The 26181-nt window shown below is 50.8% G+C and carries 23 protein-coding genes and 1 pseudogene; 15 read left to right on the top strand and 9 right to left on the bottom strand.

Annotation, left to right across the window (positions count from 1 at the left end; genetic code table 11):
• Positions 1–2: 2 nt before the first annotated feature.
• From gyrB to dnaA, 6 genes are all read right to left on the bottom strand, one after another.
• Positions 3–1928, bottom strand: a complete 1926-nt coding sequence (gene gyrB / locus IEV46_RS09710; RefSeq protein ID WP_308420297.1) for a DNA topoisomerase (ATP-hydrolyzing) subunit B — start codon at positions 1926–1928, stop codon at positions 3–5.
• Complete coding sequence (gene remB / locus IEV46_RS09705; RefSeq protein ID WP_188432401.1) at positions 1929–2234, bottom strand: extracellular matrix regulator RemB; 306 nt, start codon at positions 2232–2234, stop codon at positions 1929–1931.
• Between the two features lie 4 nt (positions 2235–2238).
• Positions 2239–3357 carry a DNA replication/repair protein RecF gene (gene recF / locus IEV46_RS09700; protein WP_188432400.1) on the bottom strand — a complete coding sequence of 373 codons (1119 nt, stop codon included), beginning with the start codon at positions 3355–3357 and terminating at the stop codon, positions 2239–2241.
• 13 nt (positions 3358–3370) lie between these two features.
• Positions 3371–3589 carry a S4 domain-containing protein YaaA gene (gene yaaA / locus IEV46_RS09695; RefSeq protein ID WP_188432399.1) on the bottom strand — a complete coding sequence of 73 codons (219 nt, stop codon included), beginning with the start codon at positions 3587–3589 and terminating at the stop codon, positions 3371–3373.
• Between the two features lie 19 nt (positions 3590–3608).
• Positions 3609–4745, bottom strand: a complete 1137-nt coding sequence (dnaN, locus tag IEV46_RS09690) for a DNA polymerase III subunit beta (protein WP_188432398.1) — start codon at positions 4743–4745, stop codon at positions 3609–3611.
• Positions 4746–5087: 342 nt separating this feature from the next.
• Positions 5088–6440: a chromosomal replication initiator protein DnaA gene (dnaA, locus tag IEV46_RS09685; RefSeq protein WP_229736020.1), complete on the bottom strand. Its 1353-nt coding sequence runs from the start codon at positions 6438–6440 to the stop codon at positions 5088–5090.
• Between the two features lie 599 nt (positions 6441–7039).
• Here dnaA and rpmH point away from each other — a divergent pair.
• The 8 genes from rpmH (at position 7040) to rsmG (ending at position 13781) form a co-directional block, all read left to right on the top strand.
• Entirely contained in the window at positions 7040–7174 is a 135-nt protein-coding gene (gene rpmH, locus IEV46_RS09680; RefSeq protein WP_009710580.1) for a 50S ribosomal protein L34, read from the top strand.
• A gap of 372 nt (positions 7175–7546) precedes the next feature.
• The gene (gene rnpA / locus IEV46_RS09675; protein WP_188432397.1) at positions 7547–7930 is read left to right on the top strand and encodes a ribonuclease P protein component; all 384 of its coding nucleotides are present in this window, start codon (positions 7547–7549) and stop codon (positions 7928–7930) included.
• Positions 7927–8136 (top strand): membrane protein insertion efficiency factor YidD, encoded by a 210-nt coding sequence (gene yidD, locus IEV46_RS09670; protein WP_188432396.1) that lies wholly within the window; start codon positions 7927–7929, stop codon positions 8134–8136. The genes rnpA and yidD overlap by 4 nt, the downstream gene beginning before the upstream one ends.
• 63 nt (positions 8137–8199) lie before the next feature.
• The gene (gene yidC / locus IEV46_RS09665) at positions 8200–8937 is read left to right on the top strand and encodes a membrane protein insertase YidC (RefSeq protein WP_373284591.1); all 738 of its coding nucleotides are present in this window, start codon (positions 8200–8202) and stop codon (positions 8935–8937) included.
• Positions 8938–8955: 18 nt separating this feature from the next.
• The gene (gene jag, locus IEV46_RS09660; RefSeq protein ID WP_188432395.1) at positions 8956–9588 is read left to right on the top strand and encodes an RNA-binding cell elongation regulator Jag/EloR; all 633 of its coding nucleotides are present in this window, start codon (positions 8956–8958) and stop codon (positions 9586–9588) included.
• 157 nt (positions 9589–9745) lie between these two features.
• Positions 9746–11122 (top strand): tRNA uridine-5-carboxymethylaminomethyl(34) synthesis GTPase MnmE, encoded by a 1377-nt coding sequence (gene mnmE, locus IEV46_RS09655; RefSeq protein WP_188432394.1) that lies wholly within the window; start codon positions 9746–9748, stop codon positions 11120–11122.
• 13 nt (positions 11123–11135) lie between these two features.
• A complete protein-coding gene (gene mnmG, locus IEV46_RS09650; protein ID WP_188432393.1) occupies positions 11136–13022 on the top strand; it encodes a tRNA uridine-5-carboxymethylaminomethyl(34) synthesis enzyme MnmG in 1887 nt (628 codons plus the stop codon).
• Positions 13023–13052: 30 nt separating this feature from the next.
• On the top strand, positions 13053–13781 hold the full coding sequence (rsmG, locus tag IEV46_RS09645) for a 16S rRNA (guanine(527)-N(7))-methyltransferase RsmG (protein ID WP_188432392.1): 729 nt from the start codon (positions 13053–13055) through the stop codon (positions 13779–13781).
• A gap of 108 nt (positions 13782–13889) precedes the next feature.
• Here the strand turns inward: rsmG and IEV46_RS09640 are convergent, their stop codons facing one another.
• Both IEV46_RS09640 and IEV46_RS09635 read right to left on the bottom strand, forming a co-directional pair.
• Positions 13890–15407 carry an FAD-dependent oxidoreductase gene (locus IEV46_RS09640; protein ID WP_188432391.1) on the bottom strand — a complete coding sequence of 506 codons (1518 nt, stop codon included), beginning with the start codon at positions 15405–15407 and terminating at the stop codon, positions 13890–13892.
• Positions 15408–15561: 154 nt separating this feature from the next.
• Positions 15562–16752 carry a ParM/StbA family protein gene (locus IEV46_RS09635; RefSeq protein ID WP_188432390.1) on the bottom strand — a complete coding sequence of 397 codons (1191 nt, stop codon included), beginning with the start codon at positions 16750–16752 and terminating at the stop codon, positions 15562–15564.
• Positions 16753–17519: 767 nt separating this feature from the next.
• On the opposite strand from IEV46_RS09635, the gene noc reads away from it, so the two are divergent.
• The 6 genes and pseudogenes from noc to IEV46_RS09605 all read left to right on the top strand — a co-directional run bounded on the left by noc (position 17520) and on the right by IEV46_RS09605 (position 24289).
• The gene (gene noc, locus IEV46_RS09630; protein ID WP_188432389.1) at positions 17520–18338 is read left to right on the top strand and encodes a nucleoid occlusion protein; all 819 of its coding nucleotides are present in this window, start codon (positions 17520–17522) and stop codon (positions 18336–18338) included.
• Positions 18339–18987: 649 nt separating this feature from the next.
• A complete protein-coding gene (locus IEV46_RS09625; RefSeq protein ID WP_188432388.1) occupies positions 18988–20382 on the top strand; it encodes a reverse transcriptase/maturase family protein in 1395 nt (464 codons plus the stop codon).
• A 431-nt stretch (positions 20383–20813) separates the two neighbouring features.
• Positions 20814–21536, top strand: a pseudogene (locus tag IEV46_RS09620) (ParA family protein); the annotation flags it as partial.
• On the top strand, positions 21523–22395 hold the full coding sequence (locus tag IEV46_RS09615) for a ParB/RepB/Spo0J family partition protein (protein ID WP_188432387.1): 873 nt from the start codon (positions 21523–21525) through the stop codon (positions 22393–22395). The pseudogene IEV46_RS09620 and the gene IEV46_RS09615, both read left to right, overlap by 14 nt.
• Before the next feature lie 28 nt (positions 22396–22423).
• Positions 22424–23572: an aminotransferase class V-fold PLP-dependent enzyme gene (locus IEV46_RS09610; protein WP_308420296.1), complete on the top strand. Its 1149-nt coding sequence runs from the start codon at positions 22424–22426 to the stop codon at positions 23570–23572.
• Between the two features lie 15 nt (positions 23573–23587).
• Positions 23588–24289: a DUF554 domain-containing protein gene (locus IEV46_RS09605; protein WP_188432385.1), complete on the top strand. Its 702-nt coding sequence runs from the start codon at positions 23588–23590 to the stop codon at positions 24287–24289.
• A gap of 110 nt (positions 24290–24399) precedes the next feature.
• Here the strand turns inward: IEV46_RS09605 and yyaC are convergent, their stop codons facing one another.
• Positions 24400–24993: a spore protease YyaC gene (gene yyaC / locus IEV46_RS09600; protein ID WP_188432384.1), complete on the bottom strand. Its 594-nt coding sequence runs from the start codon at positions 24991–24993 to the stop codon at positions 24400–24402.
• Positions 24994–25091: 98 nt separating this feature from the next.
• Between yyaC and IEV46_RS09595 the strand changes: the two genes are divergently transcribed.
• A complete protein-coding gene (locus tag IEV46_RS09595; protein WP_188432383.1) occupies positions 25092–26129 on the top strand; it encodes a YkvI family membrane protein in 1038 nt (345 codons plus the stop codon).
• Positions 26130–26181: the final 52 nt, after the last annotated feature.

The following is a 26181-nucleotide window of genomic DNA, read 5'->3' as shown; positions in this document are numbered from 1 at the left end:
GCTCAGATATCCAGATTGCGCACCTGCTTGGCATACTCTTGGATGAATTTCCGACGGGGCTCCACCTTCTCTCCCATCAGGGTTTCAAAGACCTGGTCCGCATCCAGGGCATCCTCCAGGGATACCTGCAACAATGTCCGGCTTTCCGGATCCATCGTCGTTTCCCACAGCTGGTCGGCAGTCATCTCCCCCAGACCTTTGTACCGTTGAAGCTCCACTTTCCCTTTGGATTCCAACTCCGAGACGGTTCTGTCTTTCTCCCGGTCGTCAAAAGCATACAAGATTTTTTTGCCCTGGGTGATCTTGTAGAGGGGGGGCTGGGCGATGTAGACATACCCCGCTTCGATCAAAGGACGCATGTACCGGTAAAAGAAAGTGAGGAGCAAGGTGCGGATATGGGCTCCGTCCACATCGGCATCGGTCATGATCACGATTTTGTGATAACGGGCCTTCTCCAGCTGAAAATCTTCTCCGATCCCGGTTCCCAGAGCGGTGGTGATCGTTCGGATTTCGTCATTGGACAAGGCTTTATCCAACCGGGCCTTCTCCACATTGAGAATCTTTCCGCGCAAGGGGAGGATCGCCTGGAACATTCGGTCCCTTCCTTGCTTGGCCGTACCTCCTGCGGAATCCCCCTCCACCAGATACAGTTCACTGATTTCCGCTTTGCGGGAGGTGCAGTCAGCCAGCTTTCCCGGGAGAGAACTCACTTCCAGGGCGTTTTTGCGCCGGGTCAGCTCCCGTGCTTTGCGGGCGGCTTCCCTTGCCCGGGCTGCCATCACCGCTTTGTTAATCACTTTTTTGGATACGGAGGGGTTTTCTTCTAGGAAGGTGAGGAATTGTTCGGAAAAAATGGCTTCTGTCACTGTCCGGGCTTCGGAGTTGCCCAGTTTGGTCTTGGTCTGCCCTTCAAACTGGGGATCCGGGATTTTGATGCTGATGATGGCTGTCAGGCCTTCCCGGGTGTCGTCTCCGCTCAGATTGTTGTCATTCTCCTTGAGCAGATTGTAACGCCGGGCATAATCGTTGATCACACGGGTGAGAGCCGACTTGAAACCTGCCTCGTGGGTGCCTCCCTCATGGGTGTGAATATTGTTGGCATAGGAATAAAGGTTACTTGAAAATCCGTCATTGTACTGCAGGGCGATCTGGACCACCAGGTCATCTTTCTCCCCTTCGATAAAAACCGGCGGTTGATGGAGACTTTCCCGGTTCTTGTTCAAGTGTTCAACAAAGGATCGGATACCTCCGTCATACTTGAACTCGTTAGACTTTCCTTCACCCCGTTCATCCGAAATCCGGATCCGGAGTCCTTGGTTGAGAAATGCCAACTCCCGCAGGCGGTTTTGCAAGATTTCATAATCATACACAATGGTCTCCGTGAAAATTTCCGGATCGGGTTTGAAGGTGATTCGTGTTCCTGTCTCCTTTGTCTCCCCTGTCACTTTCAGATCGGATTCCGGCACCCCTTTTCGATACCGTTGGACATGAATTTTTCCTTCCCTTTTCACCTGCACTTCCAACCATTCGGACAGGGCGTTTACGACGGAAACGCCCACTCCGTGCAGGCCGCCGGAAAATTTGTATCCTTCGTTATCAAATTTACCGCCGGCGTGAAGGACGGTCATCACCACCTCCACAGCAGGCCGGCCCACTTTGGGCTGAATCCCCACCGGAATCCCACGCCCGTTGTCCTCCACGGTGACACTGTTATCTTCATGAACGGTCACTTGAATCGTATCACAACGTCCGGCCAAGGCCTCATCGATGCTGTTGTCGACCACTTCCCATACCAAGTGGTGCAGTCCCCGGCTGCTCGTGGCCCCGATATACATTCCCGGCCGTTTCCGGACCGCCTCCAGCCCCTCCAGCACCTGAATCTGCGATTCATCATAGTTTTTCTTCTCAACGGTCACCTTTTCGTTCACCTACTCCTTGAGTTCCTTTTTCTCCGGATTTGGTCCGCACCATTCATCAATCATCCGACGGGAGCCGCTCTGTCGCGCCCGTTTCAACAAAGTCAGGGATGAAATCGGCGAAGCATATACTCCGGTTTGGGTAACCACGTAGGACTTCACCTCTTCCTGGGTGGAGATTTTCTCCATTCTTCCCTGTCTTTCAACATCATCCAAAAAAGGAATCATGGTGACGGGAGAGCGCCGATTCCCGGCATCCAGGATGGTGATCACTTCACTGATCCGAATCATCTTATTGCCGCCGAGATGGATAAACACCGTTTCACCCCTGTTCTGTAATACTGCCCTGATGAACCCGGCGAATCCGGGCTCGGTCCAGTGTCTCCCGGTCAATTCCCTCCAAACCGGTGGTTGTGACAAAGGTCTGAACACGACCTCGGATGGTCTCCAGCAGATGCGTTTTTCGACCATCGTCCAGTTCCGATAAAACATCATCCAACAAAAGAATGGGATAAGTGCCGGTCTCTTGATGAATCAATTCGATTTCCGCCAGTTTGAGAGAGAGTGCGGCGGTGCGCTGTTGTCCCTGAGAACCGAAAGTGTGCAGGTCCGTACCGTTGGCGGCGATCCGCAGATCATCCCGATGGGGACCGATCAGGGTGGTCCCCCGCTGAATCTCCTGTTCCCGAATCAACATCAGCTCCTGGGTCAACACCTCCTCCATGGTTGACCGATCCATCCCGGGATTCACGGTGGCCAAGGGGCGGTAATGGAGGGTGAGACTTTCACTCCCCTGAGTGATGGAGTGGTGAATCTCCTGTGCCCATCGGGAAAGGATGTTCACAAAGGAGAAGCGTTTGATCCACAAGTGTGTGGATAACTCGACCAACTGTTCGTTGAGAACATCGAGGAGTGCGGCCTGTTTTCCCCATCCCTTTCCCAGTTCTTTGAGCAAGCTGTTTCGTTGCTGAAGCAGCTGATTGTAACGGGTCAGATGATAGATATAAGCGGGACTGACCTGTCCGATCTCCATATCGAGGAAACGTCTCCTCACTTGGGGACTGCCCTTGACGATGGACAAGTCCTCCGGAGCGAACAGGACAGCTGTGAGGGAACCGATATATTCGCTCAACCGGCGCTGCTCCACTCCGTTTCGCAGCACCCGCTTTCCCCGGGGCGTCAGTCGGATCTCCAACCGTCGAGCCGACTCTTTTCCGGAAACCTCAGCCTTCAGGAGAGCTCCTGTCTGTTCCCAGTGGATCAGCTCCCGGTGACTGCGGGTTCGATGAGACTTCCCGATGGCCAGGACATAGAGAGATTCCAGGATATTGGTTTTACCCTGGGCATTGGGCCCGACAAACATGTGGAGCTCTCCGGAGCAATCCAGTTTGAGGTGTTCGATATTGCGGAAGTGTTTCAGTTCCAGCCGCTCCACGAACATAGCCGCTCCCCTCTCAATCCCTGGCAACCAGACTGATGTTGCCGTAGCCTTCGATCACGACCTGATCCTGTGGATACAGCTTTCTCCCCCGCCGTACCTCCAGCTCCCCATTCACCAGCACCCGGTTTTCGGAGAGAAAGTGTTTCGCCTGTCCGCCTGTGGCCAAAATATCCAACTTTTTAAGGAGTTGACCCAGTGTAATGCTATCGGTTTGAATGGTCACCTGTTTCATCGGACTCACCTCTTAAACCTCAGCGCGTCCGGATCGGCACAATCAGGTGCAAGGCATCTTCCCGGTCGGCCGGCTGGATCAAAAACGGCGTCATTGTCCCGGTCAAGAGAATCCGGATTTCATCGGAATCCACGGCGCGCAGGGCATCCATCATGTATTGAGCGTTAAAGGAGAGACTGATCTCTTCCCCGTCCACCCGGGCACCCACTTCCTCCAACACACTGCCCACATCCTGGGCTGCGGACTGGACCTGAACCACTCCTTCTTTCTTCACTGTCCATTTTATCACATTATCGCGACCGTCCCGGCTGATCAATGCGGCACGATCCACGGACTGCAGGATTTCCTTGGTGGAGACCCGAATTTCCGTCTTTCCTCCTTTGGGAATCACCCGGTTGGTATCGGGATAAGTTCCATCCAGAAGGCGGGAGAAAAAGAGAAGGTGGTCTGACCGAATCATAATTTGGTTATCCGCAAGAATCACATCCACCCATCCCGTTTGATCCGCGAGGATCTTCCCCAATTCAGACAAGCTTTTTCCGGGAATCACCACATTTTCCAAGGTGAATTCCTCCGGAACCTCCACCTCCGCTTCCCGTCGGGACAGACGAATGCTGTCCGTGGCGACAAAAGTGAGCCGACCTGACTCCAATCGCCACAAGACACCGGTTAGAACTCCCCGGGCTTCTGAGGTGGAAACCGCAAAGCCAGTCTGGCGAATCATCGATTTCAAAAGCTCTGCCGGCAAACTGAACATCTGATCTTCATTAAATCGGGGAACCCGAGGGTATTCCTCAGGATCCAATCCCTTCAGCTCAAAGTGAGCCTGGTCGGAATGAAGGGTGGTTTTCCAACGTTCATCCACATCCCATTCCACTTGGTCCCCGGGTAATTTACGGACGATATCTGAAAAGATCCGCCCAGGCAGAACAACACTACCCATTGTTTCCACATTGACCAGTTCTTTATCATCCCGGCGAAGGGGAATACAAACCTGGATGGTCAAATCCGAATTGCTCCCGGTCAGCCACAACCCTTCTTCGTCGACAGTGGCATGGATCCCGGTCAAAATCGGAACGGTGGTTTTGGTGGATACAGCCTTGGACACCTGGGATACGGCTTCCGTCAAAGCGGTACGGCAGATCCTGAATTTCATCGGGTTTTTTTCCTCCTCATCTTTTCCACAGAGGGTGGATCTGTTTTTTGTTTATCCAAGAGAAAGAACCCCACTGTATCATTCAATCATGCTTTTCCCATCCTTGAAAGCCTTTGGAGGAAAAATAGGAAAAGTGGTGGGGTGTCATAATCGCTTGTGAATAACATATATATATTAATTTAAAGATCATAGTCATAGTAATAGGGGCTGTGGATAGTGTGGAAAAGTGCCTTCAACCCTTGTGGGACAAGGGATTTAAGCTGTGGATATGTTGTGTATAAGTAGGTTCATTTTATCCACAGTTTCCACAGGGGAGGCGTTTCAACTTTTCAGGGAAGATGTTCAGGACTCCTTCATGAGGCGCTTTTGCAAATCTTCCACTGCCTGTTGAAGGCTGAGATCCATCGACAGGGTTCGGGTGATTTTTTCATGGGCGTGGATCACCGTGGTGTGGTCCCGTCCGCCAAACTCTTCCCCGATTTTGGGTAGGGAGGAATCTGTCAGTTCACGGCAGAGATACATAGCGATCTGACGGGGAAGGGCCACATTTTTGGTTCGTTTTTTGCCTTTCAGATCTTCTATGCTGAGTCGATAATAGGAACAAACTTCTTGTTGGATATCTTGAATCCCGATGATGCGGGGTTTGGAATCGGAGATGATGTCTTTCAAGGCCTCCGCAGCCAGTTTGACGGTGATCGGTTGATTGGTCAAGGCAGAATAGGCGACCACCCGGATCAATGCTCCTTCCAATTCACGGATGTTGGTTTCGACCCGATCCGCGATAAAAGCCATCACTTCGCTGTTGTTAATTTCCAGATTATCGGCGATCGCTTTTTTTCGCAGAATGGCGATTCGTGTCTCCAGATCCGGGGGCTGGATGTCTGTGATCAATCCCCATTCAAAGCGGGATCGGAGCCGATCCTCCAAGGTGGGGATCGCTTTGGGCGGACGGTCGCTGGATATGACAATCTGTTTACTTTCCCCGTGAAGGGCGTTAAAGGTGTGGAAAAATTCTTCCTGGGTCTGTTCTTTTCCTGCCAGAAACTGAATATCGTCGATCAAGAGAATATCCACATTCCTGTATCGGTTGCGAAAATCATCGACTTGGTTGTCCCGGATCGAGTTGATGAATTCATTGGTGAATGTTTCGGAGGAAAGATAAACGACCCGGGTGTGGGTCGAATGGGATTGGACGTAATTGCCGATGGCGTGCATCAAGTGGGTTTTCCCGAGACCGACGCCTCCATAGATGAACAACGGGTTGTAGGACTTGGCCGGTGCTTCCGCCACTGCCAGAGAAGCTGCATGGGCAAACCGGTTTCCCGATCCGATGACAAAAGTGTCAAAAGTATAGCGGGAATTGAGCATCGTCTTGGGAGGCTCGTCCTGAAAGAGGATTTTTTCAGCACTTGTTGCGGCTTCTTCCTCCCCTTCCGATCGTATGGAGGAATGGGTGATAAATTGGATCCCGATCACTGAACCGGTCACTTCCTGCAGAGTGTCGCGGACCAGATTGGCATAACGGGATTCCAGCCAATCCCGGGCAAACTCGTTGGGTGCCGACACCACCAAGGTGTCATCGCGGAAATCGACTGCTTCCGTAGCCTGAAGCCAGGTTTCAAAGCTCGGTTTGGAAAGTTTTCCTTGAATATGTTCCAGCGCTTGTGCCCACAGTTCCTGAATATGTGTATCCACAGGCTTCCCCCTTTCATCCGGATTCTCTTTTTTCTTTTCCACAAGATTATCCACAAGAGGATTCCTTGTTTGAGGGGAGAGTCCCCATCTTTCCACAGTTTCCACAGGCTGTGGAAAAAAGGTATCCACAAGGCTCTGTAAATTTCCACAAAGTTATCCACAGGCTGTGGAAAACTTTTGGGTCCGACATACTTATCCACAGACGGAAACATGAACATCATATCAAATCTATCCAGACTCCACAACGAAATCCAGTTTCTTTCCACACAATTCACAGGCTGTGGACAATTTTTTATCCACAGGTGTGTATTCTGTGGATAACCGGTGGATAACCGGTGGATAACCAGTGGACAACCCTGCTGATAAAATCAGTTATCCACAGCAGAGGGGATTCCCCTCCCTTTCTTGACATATTTTCGGTTCCACAGCTATAATGATTAAGACTGTCATCCCGATGATGTCTCTCTTTCGGGGAACCTTTCGGTGGAAAGGAGGAGGATCCGGTTTCAAGGCAATGATTGGACGGGTTTGGTTGACCCTTCGGCTGAAAACGAGCATTGATTCGGTGTTTTTGCCTGTGAAGAGACCGGAGTGAACATATGAAGCGCACATTTCAACCAAGCAACCGGCGCCGTAAAAATGTACACGGCTTTCGGCAACGTATGAGCACCAAAAACGGACGCAGGGTGTTGAAAAATCGCCGTCGAAAAGGCAGAAAGATTTTGTCCGCATAAGGCCACTCCCTAAAAGTGGCCTTTTTTCCTATCAGATATGGGTTTATTTCCGTCCGGATCCGATACATACTAGTATGCAGGCATGTTGATCAGCCATATTTTATGTAGAAAACAGGATCGGGATCATGGGGCTTTGATTCACCTATGCACTCAGAGGAGACAAGTCTCGCCCGGGTCGCTTTTGTTCCCGATCTTCGATCTTCAGATACTTTTTTGCAAGAGATCGTAGCCGGCACATCCATCTCCTCCAACAAGTAATATTTACGATTGGGCGGGTGAAGGGAAAAAGGTCGGTTTTGTTTCAACACCAATGAATCAACAGCCCTGACTGGTATGGATCCATCGTTTCGGAAATGGAAGGATGCGTTTTTCTTGCAGAAAAAATATCGCCTGAGACACCGTGTTGATTTCCGGCGAACTTTTCGAAAGGGCACATCGGTGGCCAACCGTCAATTTGTGGTGTATTGGTCTGTTCGTAAAGAGGAGGGACCGGTTCGCATCGGGATCTCTGTGAGCCGGAAGGTGGGAAATGCAGTGACTCGCAATCGGATTAAACGATTGGTGAAAGAGATCACAAGGCAATGGGTGGACTCCCTCCCTCCTGAGACCGACCTGGTTTTGATCGCTCGCAAGCCCGCCGCGGATATGGATTTTCACCGGATGAAGACCAGTCTGGGCCACCTGATGAACAAGGCCGGGCTCTTTGTGAAAGAATCAGGATCATCCCAACCCCGTAATCCAGGAGGGTCTGTATGAAACCTGCAGCTCTTTTTCTGATCCGATTTTATCAGCGTTTTATTTCCCCCCTGACCCCTCCCACCTGCCGTTTCGCTCCCACTTGCTCCCATTACGGCTATATTGCCGTCTCGCGATACGGCGTTCTTCGGGGTGGGTGGCTCACCGTCAAACGAATTGCCAAATGCCACCCTTTTCATCCGGGGGGATTTGACCCGGTGCCCTGAACGATCCAGTTTAAATCTGTTGGATCAATTTTTCACCGGCCGATTTTGAAGGAGGAGTCTTTCTTGCGCAGAGGACGCCTGATGTTCATTCTAACCCTGGTCGCAGCGGTTTTTCTCATGGGCGGTTGCAGTCCCGACCCAGACCAGATGAAGCCCATCGACCCGAAAAACGCGGGTTTTTGGGAAACCTATTTTGTCTATCCCTTGCAACAATTGTTGGATTTCTTCAATGATATCCTGGGGAGCTGGGGCTTGGCCATTTTGGCGGCGACGATTCTGATCCGGTTAGTGGTGCTTCCGCTCACTCTGAAACAGATGAAAAGTTCCCGAGCGATGCAGGTGTTGCAACCGGAGATGAAGAAGATTCAGGAAAAGTACAAAAATAATCAACAGAAATTGCAGGAAGAGACGATGAAGCTCTTCCAGAAGCATAATGTGAATCCCATGGCCGGATGTCTTCCGATGTTGATTCAGCTACCGATCCTGATCGCTTTTTATCAAGCGATCATGCGGGATCCGACCATTGCCAAGTCAAGCTTTCTGTGGATGCAGTTGGGAGAACACGATCCATACTATATCTTGCCCTTATTGGCTGCTCTGACCACTTATTTGCAGTCTGTGGTCATGGGGATGAGTGACAATCCTCAGCAGAGAGCCTTTCTGTTTATCATGCCGGTCATGATCTTTGTATTGGCTTTCCAATTTCCGGCAGCTCTGCCCCTGTACTGGATCTACAGCAACTTGTTCACGATGGTTCAGTATTACTTTCTGGGGGATAAATACAAAGTTAACAAAAGCTGAGCGGGAGGGTGCAGCCCGTTGAAAAGACTGACCGTAACGGGAAAAACGGTGGAAGCCGCAGTGAGGGAGGCCCTCAAACAATTGGGTGCCACCCGGGATCAAGTGAAGATCTCTGTGTTGGAAGAGGCGAGTCGGGGATTTTTGGGTTTGATCGGCAACCGGGAGGCTAAGGTGGAGGTGGAACTGATCCCCACTCCCTTGGACAAAGGGCTCTCGTTTCTGCGCGATGTCCTGGATCGGATGGGACTGAAATCGGTGAGTATGGAAGTCAAAGAGGAGACGGACCAAACTTGGATTCTCTTTGACGGAGAAGATTTGGGGATGCTGATCGGTCGACGGGGCCAAACCTTGGATGCCCTGCAATATTTGGTCAATGTGGCCGCCAACCGGAATGCCGGGCCCTACACCCGGATCGTGCTGGATGCACAAGGGTATCGGGAACGGCGGCGACAAACCTTGATGGGCTTGGCGGACCGAGTCGCCGAAAAGGTGATGGCAACCCGGCGATCCGTTTCCCTGGAGCCCATGAATCCGATGGAACGAAAAGTGATCCATACCCGAATTCAAGAGAAGCACACCGGCGTGGTAACTTACAGTGAGGGGGAGGCTCCCCGTCGTCATGTGGTGGTGGCTCCCAAAACCGACCGTTGATATTTATTTCCGTTACGGCTGATTCGGCTGATTGTTATGGACTCTCCATTCCGGGGAGTTTTTTTGCTTTGCCCGGGGGTTGTTTGTTTTCCATTTACCGTATGCTATGATTAAAGATCGGATCATATGTGAAGGAATATTCGAGGGGTGAAGCGGGATGGAAACCGATACGATTGCGGCCATCTCGACTCCCGTGGGTGAAGCGGGAATCGCGGTCATCCGGGTGAGCGGTCCGGAAGCCATCCGAGTGGCCGATCGCATATACAAGGGGAAAAAATCATTGAACGAAGTGGAAAGTCATACCGTCCATTACGGGACCATCGTGGACTCGGAGCAAGGAAATCCCATCGACGAAGTGCTGGTGACGGTGATGCGATCTCCTCGCACTTTTACCAGGGAAGATGTGGTGGAGATCAGTTGTCACGGAGGAATGGTGCCGGTTCAGGCTGTGTTGGAGGAAGTCTTGTCGGCCGGAGCACGGCTGGCGGAACCTGGAGAGTTCACTAAACGGGCTTTTGTGAACGGACGGATTGATCTCTCCCAAGCGGAGGCTGTCATCGACCTGATCCGATCCAAGACGGATCGTGCAGCCCGGGTGGCGATGCAACAGGCGGAGGGGAGATTGTCCCGCCTGATTCAGGAGTTGCGGGGAGAGATTCTTGAGACCTTGGCTCATCTGGCTGTCAATGTGGATTATCCGGAGTATGATGCGGAACAGTTGACAGGTGAGATCATGCTGAAAAAATCCCGGAGAGTCGAAGAGAGAATCACCCATCTTCTTCAGACCGCCCGCCAGGGAAAAATCTACCGGGAAGGGATTGGGACGGTGATTGTCGGCCGACCCAATGTGGGGAAATCATCCCTCTTAAATGCCCTGGCCCGGGAAAATAAGGCGATTGTCACGGATATCCCCGGAACGACCCGGGATGTGATCGAAGAATATGTCAATGTGAGGGGGATTCCCCTTCGTCTGGTGGATACGGCGGGGATTCGGGAAACGGAGGATGTGGTGGAACGGATCGGTGTGGAACGCTCCCATCAAGCACTGGAAGGGGCAGATCTGATCCTTCTGCTTTTGAATTATGGGGATCCACTTTCGGAGGATGACAAGAAACTGTTGAAAATGGTCCGGAATCAGACCGCGATTGTGGTCGTGAACAAGATGGACCTGCCACAGCGCCTTGACCTGCAGGAGGTGCGCAATCTGATCGGGGAATCGCCTTTAATCACCACTTCGATGATCCGTGAACAGGGGATTGATCAATTGGAAGAGGCGATCGTGGATCTCTTCATGGGTGGAAAGGCTGCTGCTGCTGATGCCACCTATGTCAGCAATGCCCGCCATATCAGTTTGCTAAAACAAGCCCGAAAGCAGATCCGGGATGCTATTGAGGGAATTGAGGCGGGGGTTCCGTTGGATATGGTGGAAATCGATCTGAAGAACGCTTGGCAATCCCTTGGTGAGATTATCGGGGATGCTGTGGCCGAGGATTTGATCGATCAGATCTTTTCCCAGTTCTGTTTGGGTAAATAAAAGGGGGATAGCCATGCCAACTTCTGGAGATGAATTTGACGTAGTGGTGATTGGAGCGGGTCATGCCGGATGTGAAGCGGCTTTGGCCGCTGCCCGGATGGGGTGCTCCACGCTCCTAATCACCTTGAGTCTGGATACGATCGCCTACATGCCCTGCAATCCATCCATCGGCGGCCCTGCCAAAGGACATGTGGTGCGTGAAGTGGACGCACTGGGCGGGGAGATGGGGCGAAACATTGACAAGACCCATATTCAGATGCGGATGCTGAACACGGGGAAAGGACCCGCTGTCTACGCACTTCGGGCCCAGGCGGATAAAGTGTTGTACCAACAGGAAATGAAAAAGACACTGGAGAGCGAACCGCATTTGCTACTTCATCAAAATATGGTGGAACGGCTGTTGGTGGAAGACGGGGTCTGCCGGGGTGTGTTGACCCGGACTGGGGCAAAGTATTATGCGAAAAGTGTAGTATTAACCACAGGTACATACCTGCGGGGAAAGGTTATCATCGGAGATCTGACATACGAGAGCGGACCCAATAATCAGCAACCCTCCGTCAATCTGGCCCATCATCTGCATGAGTTGGGCTTTGAAACCGTGCGCTTCAAGACAGGGACACCTCCCCGGGTCAACAAATTGACTGTGGATACGGATAAAATGGAGATTCAGCCCGGAGATGAAGAGCCGAGGGCATTTTCATACGAAACCAAGGAATATATCACCGATCAACTGCCCTGCTGGCTCACTTACACCAATGAAAAAACCCATGAGTATATCCGTGACAATCTCCACCGGGCACCAATGTATTCCGGGATGATTGAAGGACAGGGACCCCGTTATTGTCCTTCGATCGAGGACAAGATCGTTCGGTTCGCCGATAAAAACCGGCATCAGATTTTTCTGGAACCCGAAGGTCGGGAGACGTTGGAGATGTATGTTCAGGGTCTTTCGACCAGTTTGCCGGAGGAAATTCAGCAACCGTTGCTTCGGACCATCGACGGTTTGGAAAACGCGGAAATGATGCGAACAGGATATGCCATTGAATATGATGCCATCGTTCCCACCCAACTGTGGCCCAGTCTGGAGACCAAGCAGGTGGCAAATCTTTTTACTGCAGGGCAGATTAATGGAACTTCCGGCTATGAAGAAGCAGCAGCCCAGGGAATTATGGCCGGGATCAATGCGGTTCGGAAGGTCCGGGGGGAAGAACCGGTTATCCTCGATCGCTCCCAGGCATATATCGGAGTCCTTATTGACGACTTGGTGACAAAGGGTACCAATGAACCCTACCGTCTGCTCACTTCACGGGCGGAGTATCGTCTGTTGCTTCGCCATGACAATGCGGACCTCCGGTTGACGGATCTCGGTTATGAAGTGGGTTTGATCTCTGAAGAGCGATATCGTCGGTTCCGGAAGAAGCGGGAGGCAATTGAACGGGAGATCCATCGCCTTCGGGAAACAATTCTAAAGCCGACTCCCGATGTGCAGGCCTTACTCCGAAAACTGGGATCCAGTGAATTGGACCAGGCTGTGGAGTTGGCTAAGTTGATCAAACGGCCGGAGGTAAAAATAGAGCATATTTACCAATGGTCTCCGCCGGCGGAACCGGTGGCTCCCGAGGTGGCGGAACAGGTGGAGATTCAGCTGAAATATGAGGGATATATTAAAAAGTCCCTGCAACAGGTGGAAAAAATGAGAAAGATGGAAAACAAGCGGATCCCGGAATGGGTGGACTATGATCAAGTGAAGGGAATTTCGGCGGAAGCGAAGGAGAAATTGAACCAGGTTCGCCCCTTGTCCTTGGGTCAGGCTTCCCGGATCTCCGGAGTCAATCCATCGGATATTTCCATCTTGCTGATCCATCTGGAGAAGGGAAGGCAGTCACGTGCCAGCAGTTGATCTGTTTTCAGAAGATGAAAGGAGAGCATCATGGATTATCGGGAATGGTTGGGGGAAACGGCCCGGGAACTTTTGCGGGTTCCCTTGAACACAGAGCAGCTGGACCTTTTATACCGTTATTACCGCCTGTTGGTGGAAGGTAATAAAAAGATGAATCTGACAGCGATTACTGATGAGAAGGCAGTCTTCGTGAAGCATTTTTTTGATTCCCTCACCCCGGCACCACATCTCTCCTTTTCTGAAGTGGATTCCCTGATCGATGTGGGAACGGGAGCCGGTTTTCCAGGGATCCCCTTGAAGATTGCTTACCCTCACTTGCGGCTGGTTTTGTTGGATTCGTTGAACAAACGTGTCACATTTTTGAGGGAAACCGTGGCGCAGCTGGGGTTGCATGGGGTGGAGTGTGTGCACGGACGGGCGGAAGAAGTGGCACGAAGACCCTTGTTTCGGGAATCCTTTGATGTAGTGACAGCCCGTGCAGTGGCGAAGTTGAACGTACTGGCTGAATACTGTCTTCCCTTTGTTCGGGTCGGAGGATGGTTTGTGGCGCTGAAGGGAGCCGATATAGAAGAGGAGGTGGGACAAGCGCGTCCAGGAGTGAGAACCTTGGGAGGGAAAGCACCTGATTCCATTTCTCTTTCCTTGCCGGAAGGAATGGGAAAGCGGCATTTGATTTTTGTAACAAAGGAGCGACCCACACCTAAATCGTATCCCCGTAAAGTGGGAACTCCCGTCCGGAACCCGTTGCACAGCTCATGAGACTTTCGGTTTCTCCCCCGTTGGATGCTTTTTTCCGAAGGGGGTTTTTGCTTTTTTCAGAGGAGATTCAACAAAGGAAAAAGCAGCCGCTGACAACGGCTGCTTTTTCTAGCCCAGATTGTTGATCAAATTGTGGAGTCCACGAAGGGCCAGCTTTCGTTTTTCCAATTGCTCATCCTGAAGATTTCCTCCTGAAAATGGGGTGAAAAACTCGTCGTAGGATTGTCCAAAGGGATCAGATATATCGAGTTCATCTTTTTTCAATCCGTCATTGGAGTTTTTCAATACGTTACGGGCCACCTCCTGATTGAGATGGAAGTGGCTTCCGGTTTTGGGCTCCTCTCGCCGAGGGGGAGAAGCGGGTGCCATCTGCTGTTGTTGGGATATCATCCCGTGATCCTCCCGCTTTGCAGTTGGGGGAGACTTCCGGGATTGGCTCTGTAATGGCCCGGGGGTGGGAGGAGAGAAGGGGTGGCCCCCTCTATGATTGCCGGATTTCCTCCGGGTTGAAGCACTGTGGCGGGACAGGGGCCCTTTCTCCTTCATTTCCTGAAAAGGTTCATACGTCAAGGTCTGCTCCCGATGAGAAATACTCTCCTCCCATACCAGTGAAGAATCGGAGGAGGTTGGCTCCAGATTCGATGAGGAAGATGGTGCCCGTTTCTCCTTACTGACGAAACGGAAAGGCTCTTTTTGACGGCTGGACTTCCGATACTTCATCCGACCTTGTTCCATGGGTATTACGGAAGAAGAAGTCCGTTTCCCAGGGCCTCGACTGGTTTGGGTGAAGGGCTTTGGATGAGATTCCTTTGCATCCGGAAGGGGAAGCTCTTCGGTTGCTAGCGATTCCCCGGTTCGTTTTCCGTGAAAAGACGGAGAAGAAGGGAGATCCCTTAATCCCGGGTGTGTCTGATCCATAGGGGAACGACGATCTTGTACCAGCTTTTTTCTCAAATCCTTTTCCCTTTCCCGGAAGACCGGTTCCCTTGATTTTTCCTCTGGACCGGACGGGATGCCGGTGGTCGATTGATCTTGGTAAACCAGAGGGGATTGACGGTGCAACAAGCGTTTTCGGTTGTAAATTTCCCGCTGATGGAGGACACTATCCTCCTCCGGTTCGGGCTCGGAAGGAGAGGAGTTGTCATCCTGGCGATAAAGAGAGTAATCGGAGGCTGAGACATTGTCACGAGTCTCCTCGAAAGGTTCCATGCTCTGATCGGGTGAATCCGATTCGGCAGCAATATCCACTACCTCAATCGCAGGTTGAACCGGTTCGTCCTCATTGGGAAGACTTTTTCCATACAGGGAGATTTCTTCTTGACTCACTTCCGGGACTTGCAAGATATAAACAGAGTGATGAGAGATGGAATCCAGCTTTTCAAACTTCAATTTGGGTGACCAATTGCTCTTATCTTCTAGACTGACGAGTTGGGCATCGATTCCGGAAGGAATCCCCTCTGGGGATTCCTGTTGGGAAGAGCTGCACATGACGGAGGCGATGGAACCCGGATTCAATTTGAGCAGTAAAGCTGTCTTTCCCATACGGGCCGCTTTTTTTGCTGCTTCCTTTCCGGCATGCCCTTTACCGATCACAATGACATCATAATCTTCTCCCGAATAAGTCATGGGCTTTCCCTCCTTTTCATTTCCCCCGGTGTTTTCGGGTTTTTACGGCTGCCGCGGAATGGTTGCAGATCATCGGCCCTTTGGGTAAAGGGTTACGGAATCCCCCAAGGTCTCCATGCCTTGGGGGATTACCCGGATCGGAAGGAAGCTTCAGTTATTTTTTAGTTTGTCCTTTCCGTCCGACCCGTTTCTCCGCGGAACTGGGAACTGTAAACTCCTCTTGAATGGTGGCGGCCACTTCCTGTTGTGTTTTCAGCGGAACGGTTTTCGATTTGGACTGGGTGAACTTGCACAAGCCGAAAGCATTGGCGAACTGGGCATCAATGCCGTAATCTTCGGCAAAGATCAGTTTGTCTCCAAATCGATCCCGGTAATATGGTTTGAAAGGAATGGATGAGCCGCCGGTCAGGATGATATATGTGATGTCATCAGCGTAATCGAGTCGATTCCACACTTCCTCCACAAGGGAGGTCCCCACTTCCTCTATGCATCCTTTGACAATTTCATTTACATCGTAGACTTTTCCTTTAAAGCTGATCTCCCCGGAACGGATAATTCGGTTCAGACTCCAAATCGGATACTCTTTTCCTTGTTTGTCCGGATCCACTTCCCGGGAGAATTCTGTCAACCGCTTGGAGAGAAGTTGGTAGACATTGATCATTGCATGGCGGGAGGTGAAGCTTTGCCGCTTAATGATGGTCTCCCCATGAAGGGTTTCCACATCGGAAGTTCCAAAACCCAGATCGTTGATGCTCACTTTTTGAATGAACAAGTCCTCATTCAGAAGTTGACCTTCCCGGTCCAGTGCGATATGGAAGAGGGTGGCCATGGGCTGGCTGATCACATATAAATTTTCCCGTTTGATTTCAAATTCAATCTTCCGGTAGGGAAGGTTGCCCTGTTTTACTTCAAAGCTATGCTTTCCGACGAGACGCCGTTTCAGTTCTTCTTTGTAGTCGATATAGCTGTCTGTGGGTAAGGCGACAGAAACGACGGGTTCGGGCTTGTCGGTTCCCTGCAGCATCAGACCGGTGCTTACACGGAACATAATCATGTATTCTTCTTCCCGAAACCAGGTGGGGCTGAACAGACGGCGCTCGTGGGAGTCGAAGAGTTCATCGTCGGCGGATTGTTCAATGGCCAGTTTCCCTACAAACCATTCCCGGTCTCCTTCCCGTTCCCGGTACATGATGTTGTGAGGGTCGTTGTTATAGGTGATTTCACCCACTCGGTTGGGGACCACCATGTTACGGATAAACATCTTCAAGAATTGGTCCCCGTTCCTGCTGACAACTTTGGTCCCGTAATATCCTTGGTCATTCCCTATGTAGATGGGTACGCTCATAACTTGTTCCTCCTGTTTTTTGTCAAAGGTCTCAAACTGTTCTTTCTACTGGTCTTCTATTGATTCTATCAATCCGGGTTACAGGGGGTCAATAAGAAGAAAGGCGGGTTTCTGCATTCACCGACCATACCTCCTCTTTTTCGACAAATTTTTGGTGATGGGATGATGCTTTTATGTTTTTATAGGGAACCTTTGTTTGGTGAGGTGTGCAAGGGGGAGGGATATGTTTCACGTGAAACATGGATCGGTTTTGCAAAAAACCGGAGGTCGAGAAGCGATGTGATTTAGCGATTTCCAGGTCTGTCGGGATGGGGGTTCGGATTCTGCACAAAAGTCCTGAGAGCTAAAGAGGCTGCATATGCAACTCTTCTTGTGATGAGTTTTACTGTAACGCTTCGTGTGATCAACTTTGAAACAAAAGTTTGACTACCTGTGAGAGACAGGAGGGTCTTCCGAAAACATCGAATTAGATATAAAGTCTATATATGGTCACAGTTTAATCAGATCCGGAAGGGAGAGCATGCTTTTGGGAGGATCATTCCAAGTACTGTGCATGGGGCAGACCTGTGTGAGTTTAGAAGCGGTTTGGAAAAGTCATTGATTGGGCGATTCCACAGATGTCTCTGGATGTCATGTCAAGGCAATGAATTGTGAGGCCTGATTATTCTCCGGTCCAGTGTGGAGCCGACGGATCCCTGCAATCCGCAGCCGGAGAAATAACAAGGGATTATAAACGAGGGATCTTACAGTTATTACAGGTGGTGTCCATGAAGATGAGAGAGCCATTCAGCCGGTTGTTTGGGATGGCGGAAAAAGAAGAACATGAAGAAGTAAGACAGTTGGAAGTCAGATTGATCCGGCCGAGTCCCTATCAACCCCGGTCGATTTTTGACGATGATCGACTGAATGAATTATGTAAAACCATTCGTACCCATGGGGTCATTCAACCGGTGGTGGTGCGGCGGATTCAGGATCAATATGAATTGATCGCCGGTGAGAGAAGGCTTCGTGCCGTCAAGAAATTGGGGATGGAAAGAATCCCGGCCATTGTTCGGGAAATGTCCGATATGGATGCAGCTTCGGTCTCCTTGATCGAAAATCTGCAACGGGAGGGTTTGACTGCTCTCGAAGAAGCAGAGGCTTACCATCAGTTGATCGAGATCCACGGCTTGACACAGGAAGGGTTGGCCAAACGGTTGGGGAAGGGACAATCCACTGTGGCGAATAAACTGCGTCTGTTGCACCTTCCCAAGGAGGTTCAGGATGCAGTTCTGGATCGGTCGATCACGGAAAGGCATGCCCGGGCATTGTTGGGATTGAAGGAGAAGGAACTGCAATTGAAACTGTTGAATGAAATATTGCAGAAGGGCTTGAACGTAAAACAGACCGAGGAACGGGTGCAACGCTTGACGCAGATGGGGAATACTCCCAAACCCAAACGAAAATCCTTTTCCAGGGATGTGCGAATTGCGGTTAATACCATCCGCCAATCCGTGGACATGGTGAAAGAGACCGGTCTCCCGGTGACTGCCGATGAAAAGGATCTGGATGACTTTTATGAAGTGGTTATTCGCATCCCAAAATAAAAAGTGTACAATTTCGGGGAAGGGACTCGTGAAGCCCTGACTCCTATCAGCCATGAAATGAGGTGCAAGTTCATTGAGTCGAATTGTAGCCATTGCCAATCAAAAAGGCGGGGTTGGAGTGCGTCCGTAAGGGACTGTGAACAATGCCTCCATGGAGGTTGGGATTGGGGAGGAATCCCATGGTCAACCGGCTTACCTGAGGTGGAAACGCCGCAAGGGACCATAGCATGCCGGGAAAAGCCGATCGGTTGATCCAATCAGCGTGCAGCCGGATCGGCGAGACCAAGGAAGTGATATGGTCAAGGCTATACTGCCTGAATCCCAGTTTCTTGGCCCTGAGCGCCGGGGTGTGCGAAAGCTGATTGAGACGCACACGGAAAGAGGCTATGAAGAGTATTTCCAGCGCTCTTCATACTCCCCGCCTCTTTCCCAGCGCATCGGAGATGCGTCAAAGAGACGAACAGGAACCTACGTCACTTCCATTGTGTTTATGTGTCCTAAACGGAGATGGCCTAAGGCGGGACTCCAGCTGGGATGAGAGGATCTCGCTATGGCCACGGAGCCCCCATAGTAGTTTGAGACGGGGAAAGCCCGTTACTTGGCGAAGGGGGGCAGGTCGTTCAAACGATGGATTATGGAGGTATGCGAAATGCAGAGAGCCGAAGTAATCTTATCGTTACTGGGCCGGAAAGCCGAAAGCGATGAGAATTTTATCTTCCGAAGACTGTACCGCAACTTGTTTAATCCGGATTTCTATCTGAACGCTTGGGCCCGAATCCAAGAGCGGCTGGAACAAAAGCCTTCCGGGTTGCCCAACTGTTCTATGGACAGAATGAAGCCCGATTGGGAACAAGTCATCCGGCAGATGAAAGCCGGAACATATCATCCCAAACCATTATTCAAAAAACAGGAGAGATGTGATGAGGATTTCGCCTTCCGGGATCGATTAATCCTGGAGATACTGAGACAGATCCTGGAGGCGATCTACGAGCCGCACTTTTTGGAAACATCACACGGTTTCAGACCCCAACGGAACCATCTGACAGCTTTGCACACGATCCGGACATCCTGCCAGGGTACCAATTGGGTTATCAAAGGTGAAATTAAAGACATCCTTCATCGAATGGACTCTCAGCTCCTGATTTCCCTGCTCGCCAGGCGGATCGACGACGGAAGGTTTTTGGATCTGCTCAACCGGTTTATCCGGGCCGGATATCTGAAATCCGGGGGGATTTCCACCGATGTTCCGGCTTCATTTCGCAGAGAGGATATTCGCTTTCTGCTTGTGAATATTTATCTTCATGAACTGGACCGATTTATGAAGAACCGATCCTTGTCCACCATGGATGCGAGGACCCCGATGAACTATCTCAGGTATGCTGGGAGATTCCTGATATGCATTAGCGGTGGAAAAGTCTTGGCTCAATCCATTCGAAATGATATTCAAACTTTCCTTCAATCCACCCTTCACCTGGATCTCACGGGAGACGATATCCGAATCACCCACCTGGCGAAGAAGGGAGTGCGGTTTCTGGGTTACGAGATCCGATCGGAAAAGCCCATACCGAGGCAAAGTCCTTCGGACTGCGGAAAGAGATCCGCCTTTGGAAATATTCAATTGTTGGTACCGGGTGAAGTGATTCGTCAGAAGATCCGGCCTTTCATTAAGAAGGGCAGGCCGGTTCATATCAACTCCAGAATTCATTTGTCATTGCCGGATTTGATTCATCGATATCATGAGGAAATGCGGGAGTTGTACAACTTCTATTGTTTGGCTGAGGATGTCAGCGCCAAACTGGGGAAGTTTAGATATTATCACTATTGGAGTCTGGTGAGGACCATTGCCCGCAAGGAAAAATCCTCAGTGAAAAAGGTGTTGGACAAATACGGCACAGACATCAAAGGAATCCAGGGTACCGGGACAAAAAAGCGGATCGGTGTAAAGATTCAAGCCGGAGACGGAAAGGAAAAGGTGATCACATATTTTCACGCACCATTGAAGAAGAGAGTCCATCCGAATCCGGTCTTCCCCCCACCTTGCTGAAAAGCCAACTCCAAGTTGCCTGAAGAGGCACGGATCGTGTTGTGATTCAGAGTGTTCCGGGGCCACTTTTTCAGTTCCTAAGAACATGACGATGGATTGCTTTTTGAGTCCGTCGGGATTGGGTTTCACATTTCGCTTCAGGTTCTTACAAGGCAAAGATGCTCCATGTGAAATCGAACCCTCCCTGGAACCAGCGTTTTTCACAATGTTTTGATGCAAACCTTGACAGGACATCTCAAACATGACAGTTGCGGCGCAATCAACTTGAACAGGGTGCCGGGATAAATTTTGAAGGAAGACTCTCATCAGTTTCTCACCTGGCTCAGGAACGGCCGGAGAGCCGAATACACTGAAAGGTGTACGTTCGGTTCGGAGGGGGGTTCACAGAAACCTGTCATGTAACATGATAAGGCGCTGGGTTCCCACCCTACAAAACCACAACATCTATCAATTTGGGAGCTAGTTTGGTTCACCAAGGTAAACGAACTTTAGTCGTGGACACGGATCCGCAGGGCAATACCACTTCCGGACTGGGGATCAATAAAGCGGATGTGAAACAGTGTATCTATGATGTGTTGATCGATGAAGTACCCGTCAAAGATGTTCTGCTCTCCACTTCCATTGAGGGATTGGATCTGGTCCCCGCGAGAATCGAATTGGCAGGGGCGGAAATTGAATTGGTCCAAACCCTTTCCCGTGAACATCGACTGAAGCGGTCACTTCAATCGGTCAGGGATACTTACGACTATGTATTGATCGACTGCCCACCGTCTCTCGGTGTGCTGACGGTTAACTCGTTGACAGCGGCCAATTCTGTGTTGATCCCGATCCAGTGCGAGTTTTATGCTTTGGAAGGGTTGGGACAATTGCTCAATACGATCCGAATTGTGCAAAAACACCTGAATAAGCGTTTGGAAATTGAGGGTGTTCTGTTGACGATGTTCGATAGACGTACCAACCTTTCTGTACAAGTGATGGAAGAAGTGAAGAAATATTTTCAGGAAAAAGTTTATCATACAGTCATCCCCCGAAATGTCCGCCTCAGTGAAGCACCTAGCCACGGGATGACCATCCTGGATTACGATGCCCGTTCCCGTGGAGCGGAATGCTATATTGAATTGGCGAAGGAAGTGATCCGGAATGGCCGGCAGTAAAGCTTTGGGCAAAGGACTGGGTGCTCTTTTCCCCGGTGCCCAGGTGAACGATGAGGATGTGGTGAATGAGATTGCGGTGGATGAACTTCGTGCCAACCCTTATCAACCGCGCAAGCATTTTGATCCCGACGCATTGGAGGAACTGATCTCTTCTGTCAGGGAACATGGAGTGGTTCAGCCTTTGGTCGTGCGAAAAAGCATTCGGGGATATGAGATTGTAGCTGGTGAGAGACGGTTTCGGGCTGCAAAGGAAGCCGGATTGGATCGGGTCCCCGTTGTGGTTCGGGAATTTACTGATGAGCAGATGATGGAGATCGCTTTGATTGAAAATTTGCAGCGTGAGGATCTCAACTCCATAGAAATCGCAGAGGCTTATCAAAAATTGATGGATCGTTTCTCCCTGACCCAAGAAGAATTGGCTAAACGGGTGGGGAAAAGTCGTCCCCATGTGACAAACTATCTTCGTCTGCTTCAACTCCCCCGGGAGATTCAGGAAGATGTTTCACGTGGAACATTATCCATGGGACATGCCCGCGCGTTACGTGGAGTGAAAGATCGTGAAACCTTATTAAAATTGGCCAAGCGGGCGGTAAAGGAAGGGGTCAGTGTCCGCCAGTTAGAAGATTGGGTTCAACAAGTAAATGAGGGCGTGAAGCGGACTCAGAAGAAAAAGGTCCGTTCCCAAACTCCTCTCCGTCCGGAATTTAAACGTTATGAAGATGTGTTGCAAGAAGCTTACAGCACCCCAGTTCGAATTCGACACGGAAGAAAAAAAGGACGGATTGAAATCGAGTATTATTCGGAAAGAGAACTGGAACGGCTGGTGGAAATGTTGCAGAAGGATCGGATTCTGGATTGATACCCAGACCGGCGATGGAGGGGTGACTGTGATTTATCTGGATAACGCTGCCACCACCTGGCCAAAGCCAAAGACCGTTTTGAAGAGTATGGAGGATTGTTTGGCAAACTACGGGGCAAATCCCGGCAGGGGCGGACATCGATGGTCCGGAATGGCGGGGGAGAAGGTGGAAGAAACACGTCGCAAGCTGGCACAATTGTTTCGAATCCGGGATCCGAGAAATCTAATCTTTTGTCAAAACGGAACCCATGGGATCAATCTCTCTCTCAAAGGATGGTTGAACTCAGGCGATCATGTGGTGGCCACCGGCTGGGAACACAATGCAGTTGTCCGTCCACTGGAGATGTTGAAAAAGACCCGGGGGATTCAAGTGGATTACATCCCCCCGGGATCAGAAGGGCCTGTGGATCTCCGCCGGTTGGAAGAGGCTTTGGGGTCTCGTACCCGTTTGATTGTTTCCACCCATGCTTCCAATGTGACCGGGGTGTTGCTCCCGGTGGGAGAAATCGGCGATATCGCCCGCCGGAGGGGAATCCCTCTGTTGGTGGACGCCGCCCAGACGGCGGGAGTGGTCCCCATCGATGTGGAATCGATGGGAATTTCCATGTTGGCTTTTTCCGGTCATAAAGGACTGATGGGTCCGCAAGGCACCGGAGGATTATATATCTCGCCGAAATTGTCACTTCGCCCCTTGATGGAAGGGGGAACAGGGAGTCACTCCGAACAGTTGTGGCAACCTGATGAACGTCCGGCGGGCTTTGAAAGCGGGACGCTCAATACTCCCGGAATTGCGGGCCTGAATGCAGGACTTCAATTTTTGTCTGAACAGGGGATTGAATCGATCCGGCAACATGAAACCCTTCTCGCTCAACAAATCTCTGAGGGATTGAGTCGGATGGAGGGGATTCGTGTATACAAACCAGAATCCTCTTCTGTTCCCGTGGTTTCATTCAATGTGGAGGGAGTGGACGGAAACGAGGTGGCCGCCATCCTGGATCAGCATTATGAAATTGCGGTCCGGTCCGGATTTCATTGTGCCGCTTTGGCCCATCGGACACTGGGGACAGCAGATGCGGGAACCATCCGGGTCAGTCCGGGCTTTTTCAACACGGATCAGGATGCGGCGGCATTGCTGCAGGCGGTGGGTGAAATCCGGGAATCTTATGTGCTGGGATAGGGAGTGGAGCGGGGAGTGATTTTACTTGGCACTCTGGTGAACGGGATTGCGATTGCATCGGGATCCCTGTTGGGGATTTTTTTTACCGGCATGCGAAAAGAGATTCATGAGACGGTGATGCAAGGGATTGGGCTGGTGGTGTTGGTGATCGGCCTGTCCATGGCTTTGGAATCCCAAAACTTTATCAGTGTATTGCTCTCTTTAGCGATAGGGGGAATCCTGGGTGGTTGGTTGAAAGTGGAGGATCGGTTGAATCAATTTGGAAAGTGGGTGGAGAACCGATGGAAAGGCGAAAGTCCCTTTGCCACCGGATTTGTAACCGGGACTTTGGTTTACTGTATCGGTCCCATGGCTGTTTTGGGAGGGTTGGACAGTGGATTGCGGGGAGATCATGAAGTGTTGTACACGAAATCCTTACTGGACGGGTTCACCGCGATCCTGTTTTCTTCCAGCTTGGGGAGCGGAGTGCTCTTTTCGATGATTCCTGTGGTGTTATATGAAGGGGCGATCACCTTGTCTGCAGGGTGGATCACCCACTTTCTCGACAAGGAAGCCTTGGATCAGGTAATTCAGCAGGTGACGGCAACAGGAGGAATCCTGATTATCGGGATCGGGATCAATTTGCTCGGGTTGGGAAAGATCCGGGTGGGAGACTTACTTCCAGCCATCCCTGTTGCAGTTGCGGCTGCTCTGGTCATGATTCGATTTTCCATCTGATGCTGAAAGCTGATATGTCCCCGAATTTCGACAAAAATATGCTTGATTTTATTCCGTCACGACAAACCCGGCCTTCCTCTGGTTGGCCGGGTTTTCATGTTCATCATGATTTAAAGAAATCTTTGGCGAGAACTTTCGGTCTGGGCCGCAGAATAGATGGCGGAAGCAATCACATGGGCCATCTTCATCACCATGCTCAGGCGTGTGTTCTGAAGAACAAAGTACTCCATAAAGCCCGCCACATTGACGATCCCTGTCACATGTACCTGTCCCACCTCGGGAAGCTGTTTATTGACCCCGGCTCCGGGCCTTACCGGTCCGTTGCCTACCTGGATCCATCCCACGCTGGAAAGCTGTCCGAGACAGGCATCAACGGCGATCACTCTGGGATTCCGCATTTCTTTGTTCAACTGAATCAAGGTGTTCTCCAAGTTGACCGCATGTACAGGCTCGTCCAATGTTCCGTATACACGGAGGAAGGGAGACGCCATCTTCTCCAATTGAGTTCCGACCAATGGGCCGAGGGAGTCCCCTGTCGACCGGTCGGTTCCGATACAAATACAGGCCAATTCCCGGGTACCGGGATACAACTGAAGTGTATTGATCAGCCAGTCAGCACATCGGTGAGAGGCACTGGGATGGGTGAATTTGATACGGTTCGGACAGTCGGACCCAAGGTCCGGGGTTGGAGCCGGTTCGGTCATGGCAGTCAACCTCCGAAAAGGAATTCAAATCCTTACCAGTATACGGATGGAGAATAGGAAATATACATGTAGGGACAACCCGGACAAGGGGGATCAATATGCGGTTCAACCTGTGGAACTCCCTCAAAATCAGTATGACAATTATCGGCACCACCATAGGAGCCGGATTTGCTTCGGGTCGGGAGATATGGGAGTTTTTCGGTTCTTACGGGGAAGAGAGCAGTTCCGGCATTGTTCTCGCCACTCTACTGCTCTTTGCGGCAAGTGTAGTGATCCTTCAGATCAGTTGGAAAGAGAGAACTCAGCACTATTCAGAGGTGCTGGTTCATGTGATCGGAGTTCGCCTGGCCCGTCTGTTTGACTATCTGGTGATGGCATCTCTCGTGACCAGCACGCTGGTTATGGTGGCCGGAAGTGGGGCCACATTTCAAGAGTGGAACGGCTCCTTCACCATGGGAATTTGGGTGATGGCGGCAGCGGTGATTCTGATCCTCTTCTTTGATCTCAAAGGGTTGATGTCGATGAATGCCGTTTTAATTCCTGTCATGGTTACAGTATTAGTGGTGGTTTGCCTCCAATTTCTACAAGGGACTGGATGGATGTTTGTTCCGGAGGAGGGAGACCTGCCCACTCTTCCTGTTTGGCCGTCGGCTATCACTTATACCGCTTTTAATATTTTGTCTTTGCTGGCTGTACTGTCCACCATGGGCAGACAGATTCAACACCCGGCAGAGATCTGGGTGTCCGGAGGAATCAGTTGCCTGTGTCTGGGACTGTTGGCTAGTCTGTATAATTATTCGTTGTTGCGAGTGAAAAGTCTCATTTCCCAATATGAAATTCCGTTGTTTGCCCTGATGCGTGATTATTCCGATCTTTGGGTGGCCACGATCTCATTGATCCTGTGGCTGGCCATCTATACGACGGCGGTCAGCAATGTTCATGGTTTATCTTTTCGCCTGTCGGAGTACCTTTCATTTCCCCCCTGGGTGATCGGTGGAGGGGTGATCCTGTTGTTGGTGCCGGTCAGTCGATTGGGTTTTTCCAATCTGGTCACCCTTTTGTACCCTCTCTATGGTGTGCTCAATCTGTTGATCCTGACGATGATCCTTCTTTATCCTTTTACCAAAGAACAATGACCGGCTGGGAATCCCCTCCTTGCTTGGGTACAATAGCAGAGAAGACAAGGGG

Origin of the sequence: Kroppenstedtia guangzhouensis, from assembly GCF_014637345.1 — a bacterium.
In the GTDB taxonomy this organism is placed as follows: Bacteria; Bacillota; Bacilli; order Thermoactinomycetales; family DSM-45169; genus Kroppenstedtia; species Kroppenstedtia guangzhouensis.
Note: the sequence above shows the minus strand (reverse complement) of the source record. Positions and strands in the feature narration are given on the sequence as shown.

Excerpts from the sequence above, each read along its gene's own strand:
- rpmH (WP_009710580.1), top strand. The coding sequence starts at position 7,040 with ATGAAGCGCACATTTCAACCAAGCAACCGGCGCCGTAAAAATGTACAC.
- yidD (WP_188432396.1), top strand. The coding sequence starts at position 7,927 with ATGAAACCTGCAGCTCTTTTTCTGATCCGATTTTATCAGCGTTTTATT.
- dnaN (WP_188432398.1), bottom strand. The coding sequence starts at position 4,745 with ATGAAATTCAGGATCTGCCGTACCGCTTTGACGGAAGCCGTATCCCAG.
- recF (WP_188432400.1), bottom strand. The coding sequence starts at position 3,357 with ATGTTCGTGGAGCGGCTGGAACTGAAACACTTCCGCAATATCGAACAC.
- IEV46_RS09640 (WP_188432391.1), bottom strand. The coding sequence starts at position 15,407 with ATGACTTATTCGGGAGAAGATTATGATGTCATTGTGATCGGTAAAGGG.
- IEV46_RS09635 (WP_188432390.1), bottom strand. The coding sequence starts at position 16,752 with ATGAGCGTACCCATCTACATAGGGAATGACCAAGGATATTACGGGACC.
- yaaA (WP_188432399.1), bottom strand. The coding sequence starts at position 3,589 with ATGAAACAGGTGACCATTCAAACCGATAGCATTACACTGGGTCAACTC.
- IEV46_RS09595 (WP_188432383.1), top strand. The coding sequence starts at position 25,092 with ATGCGGTTCAACCTGTGGAACTCCCTCAAAATCAGTATGACAATTATC.
- yyaC (WP_188432384.1), bottom strand. The coding sequence starts at position 24,993 with ATGACCGAACCGGCTCCAACCCCGGACCTTGGGTCCGACTGTCCGAAC.
- rsmG (WP_188432392.1), top strand. The coding sequence starts at position 13,053 with ATGGATTATCGGGAATGGTTGGGGGAAACGGCCCGGGAACTTTTGCGG.
- IEV46_RS09625 (WP_188432388.1), top strand. The coding sequence starts at position 18,988 with ATGCAGAGAGCCGAAGTAATCTTATCGTTACTGGGCCGGAAAGCCGAA.
- mnmG (WP_188432393.1), top strand. The coding sequence starts at position 11,136 with ATGCCAACTTCTGGAGATGAATTTGACGTAGTGGTGATTGGAGCGGGT.
- noc (WP_188432389.1), top strand. The coding sequence starts at position 17,520 with ATGAAGATGAGAGAGCCATTCAGCCGGTTGTTTGGGATGGCGGAAAAA.
- IEV46_RS09615 (WP_188432387.1), top strand. The coding sequence starts at position 21,523 with ATGGCCGGCAGTAAAGCTTTGGGCAAAGGACTGGGTGCTCTTTTCCCC.
- mnmE (WP_188432394.1), top strand. The coding sequence starts at position 9,746 with ATGGAAACCGATACGATTGCGGCCATCTCGACTCCCGTGGGTGAAGCG.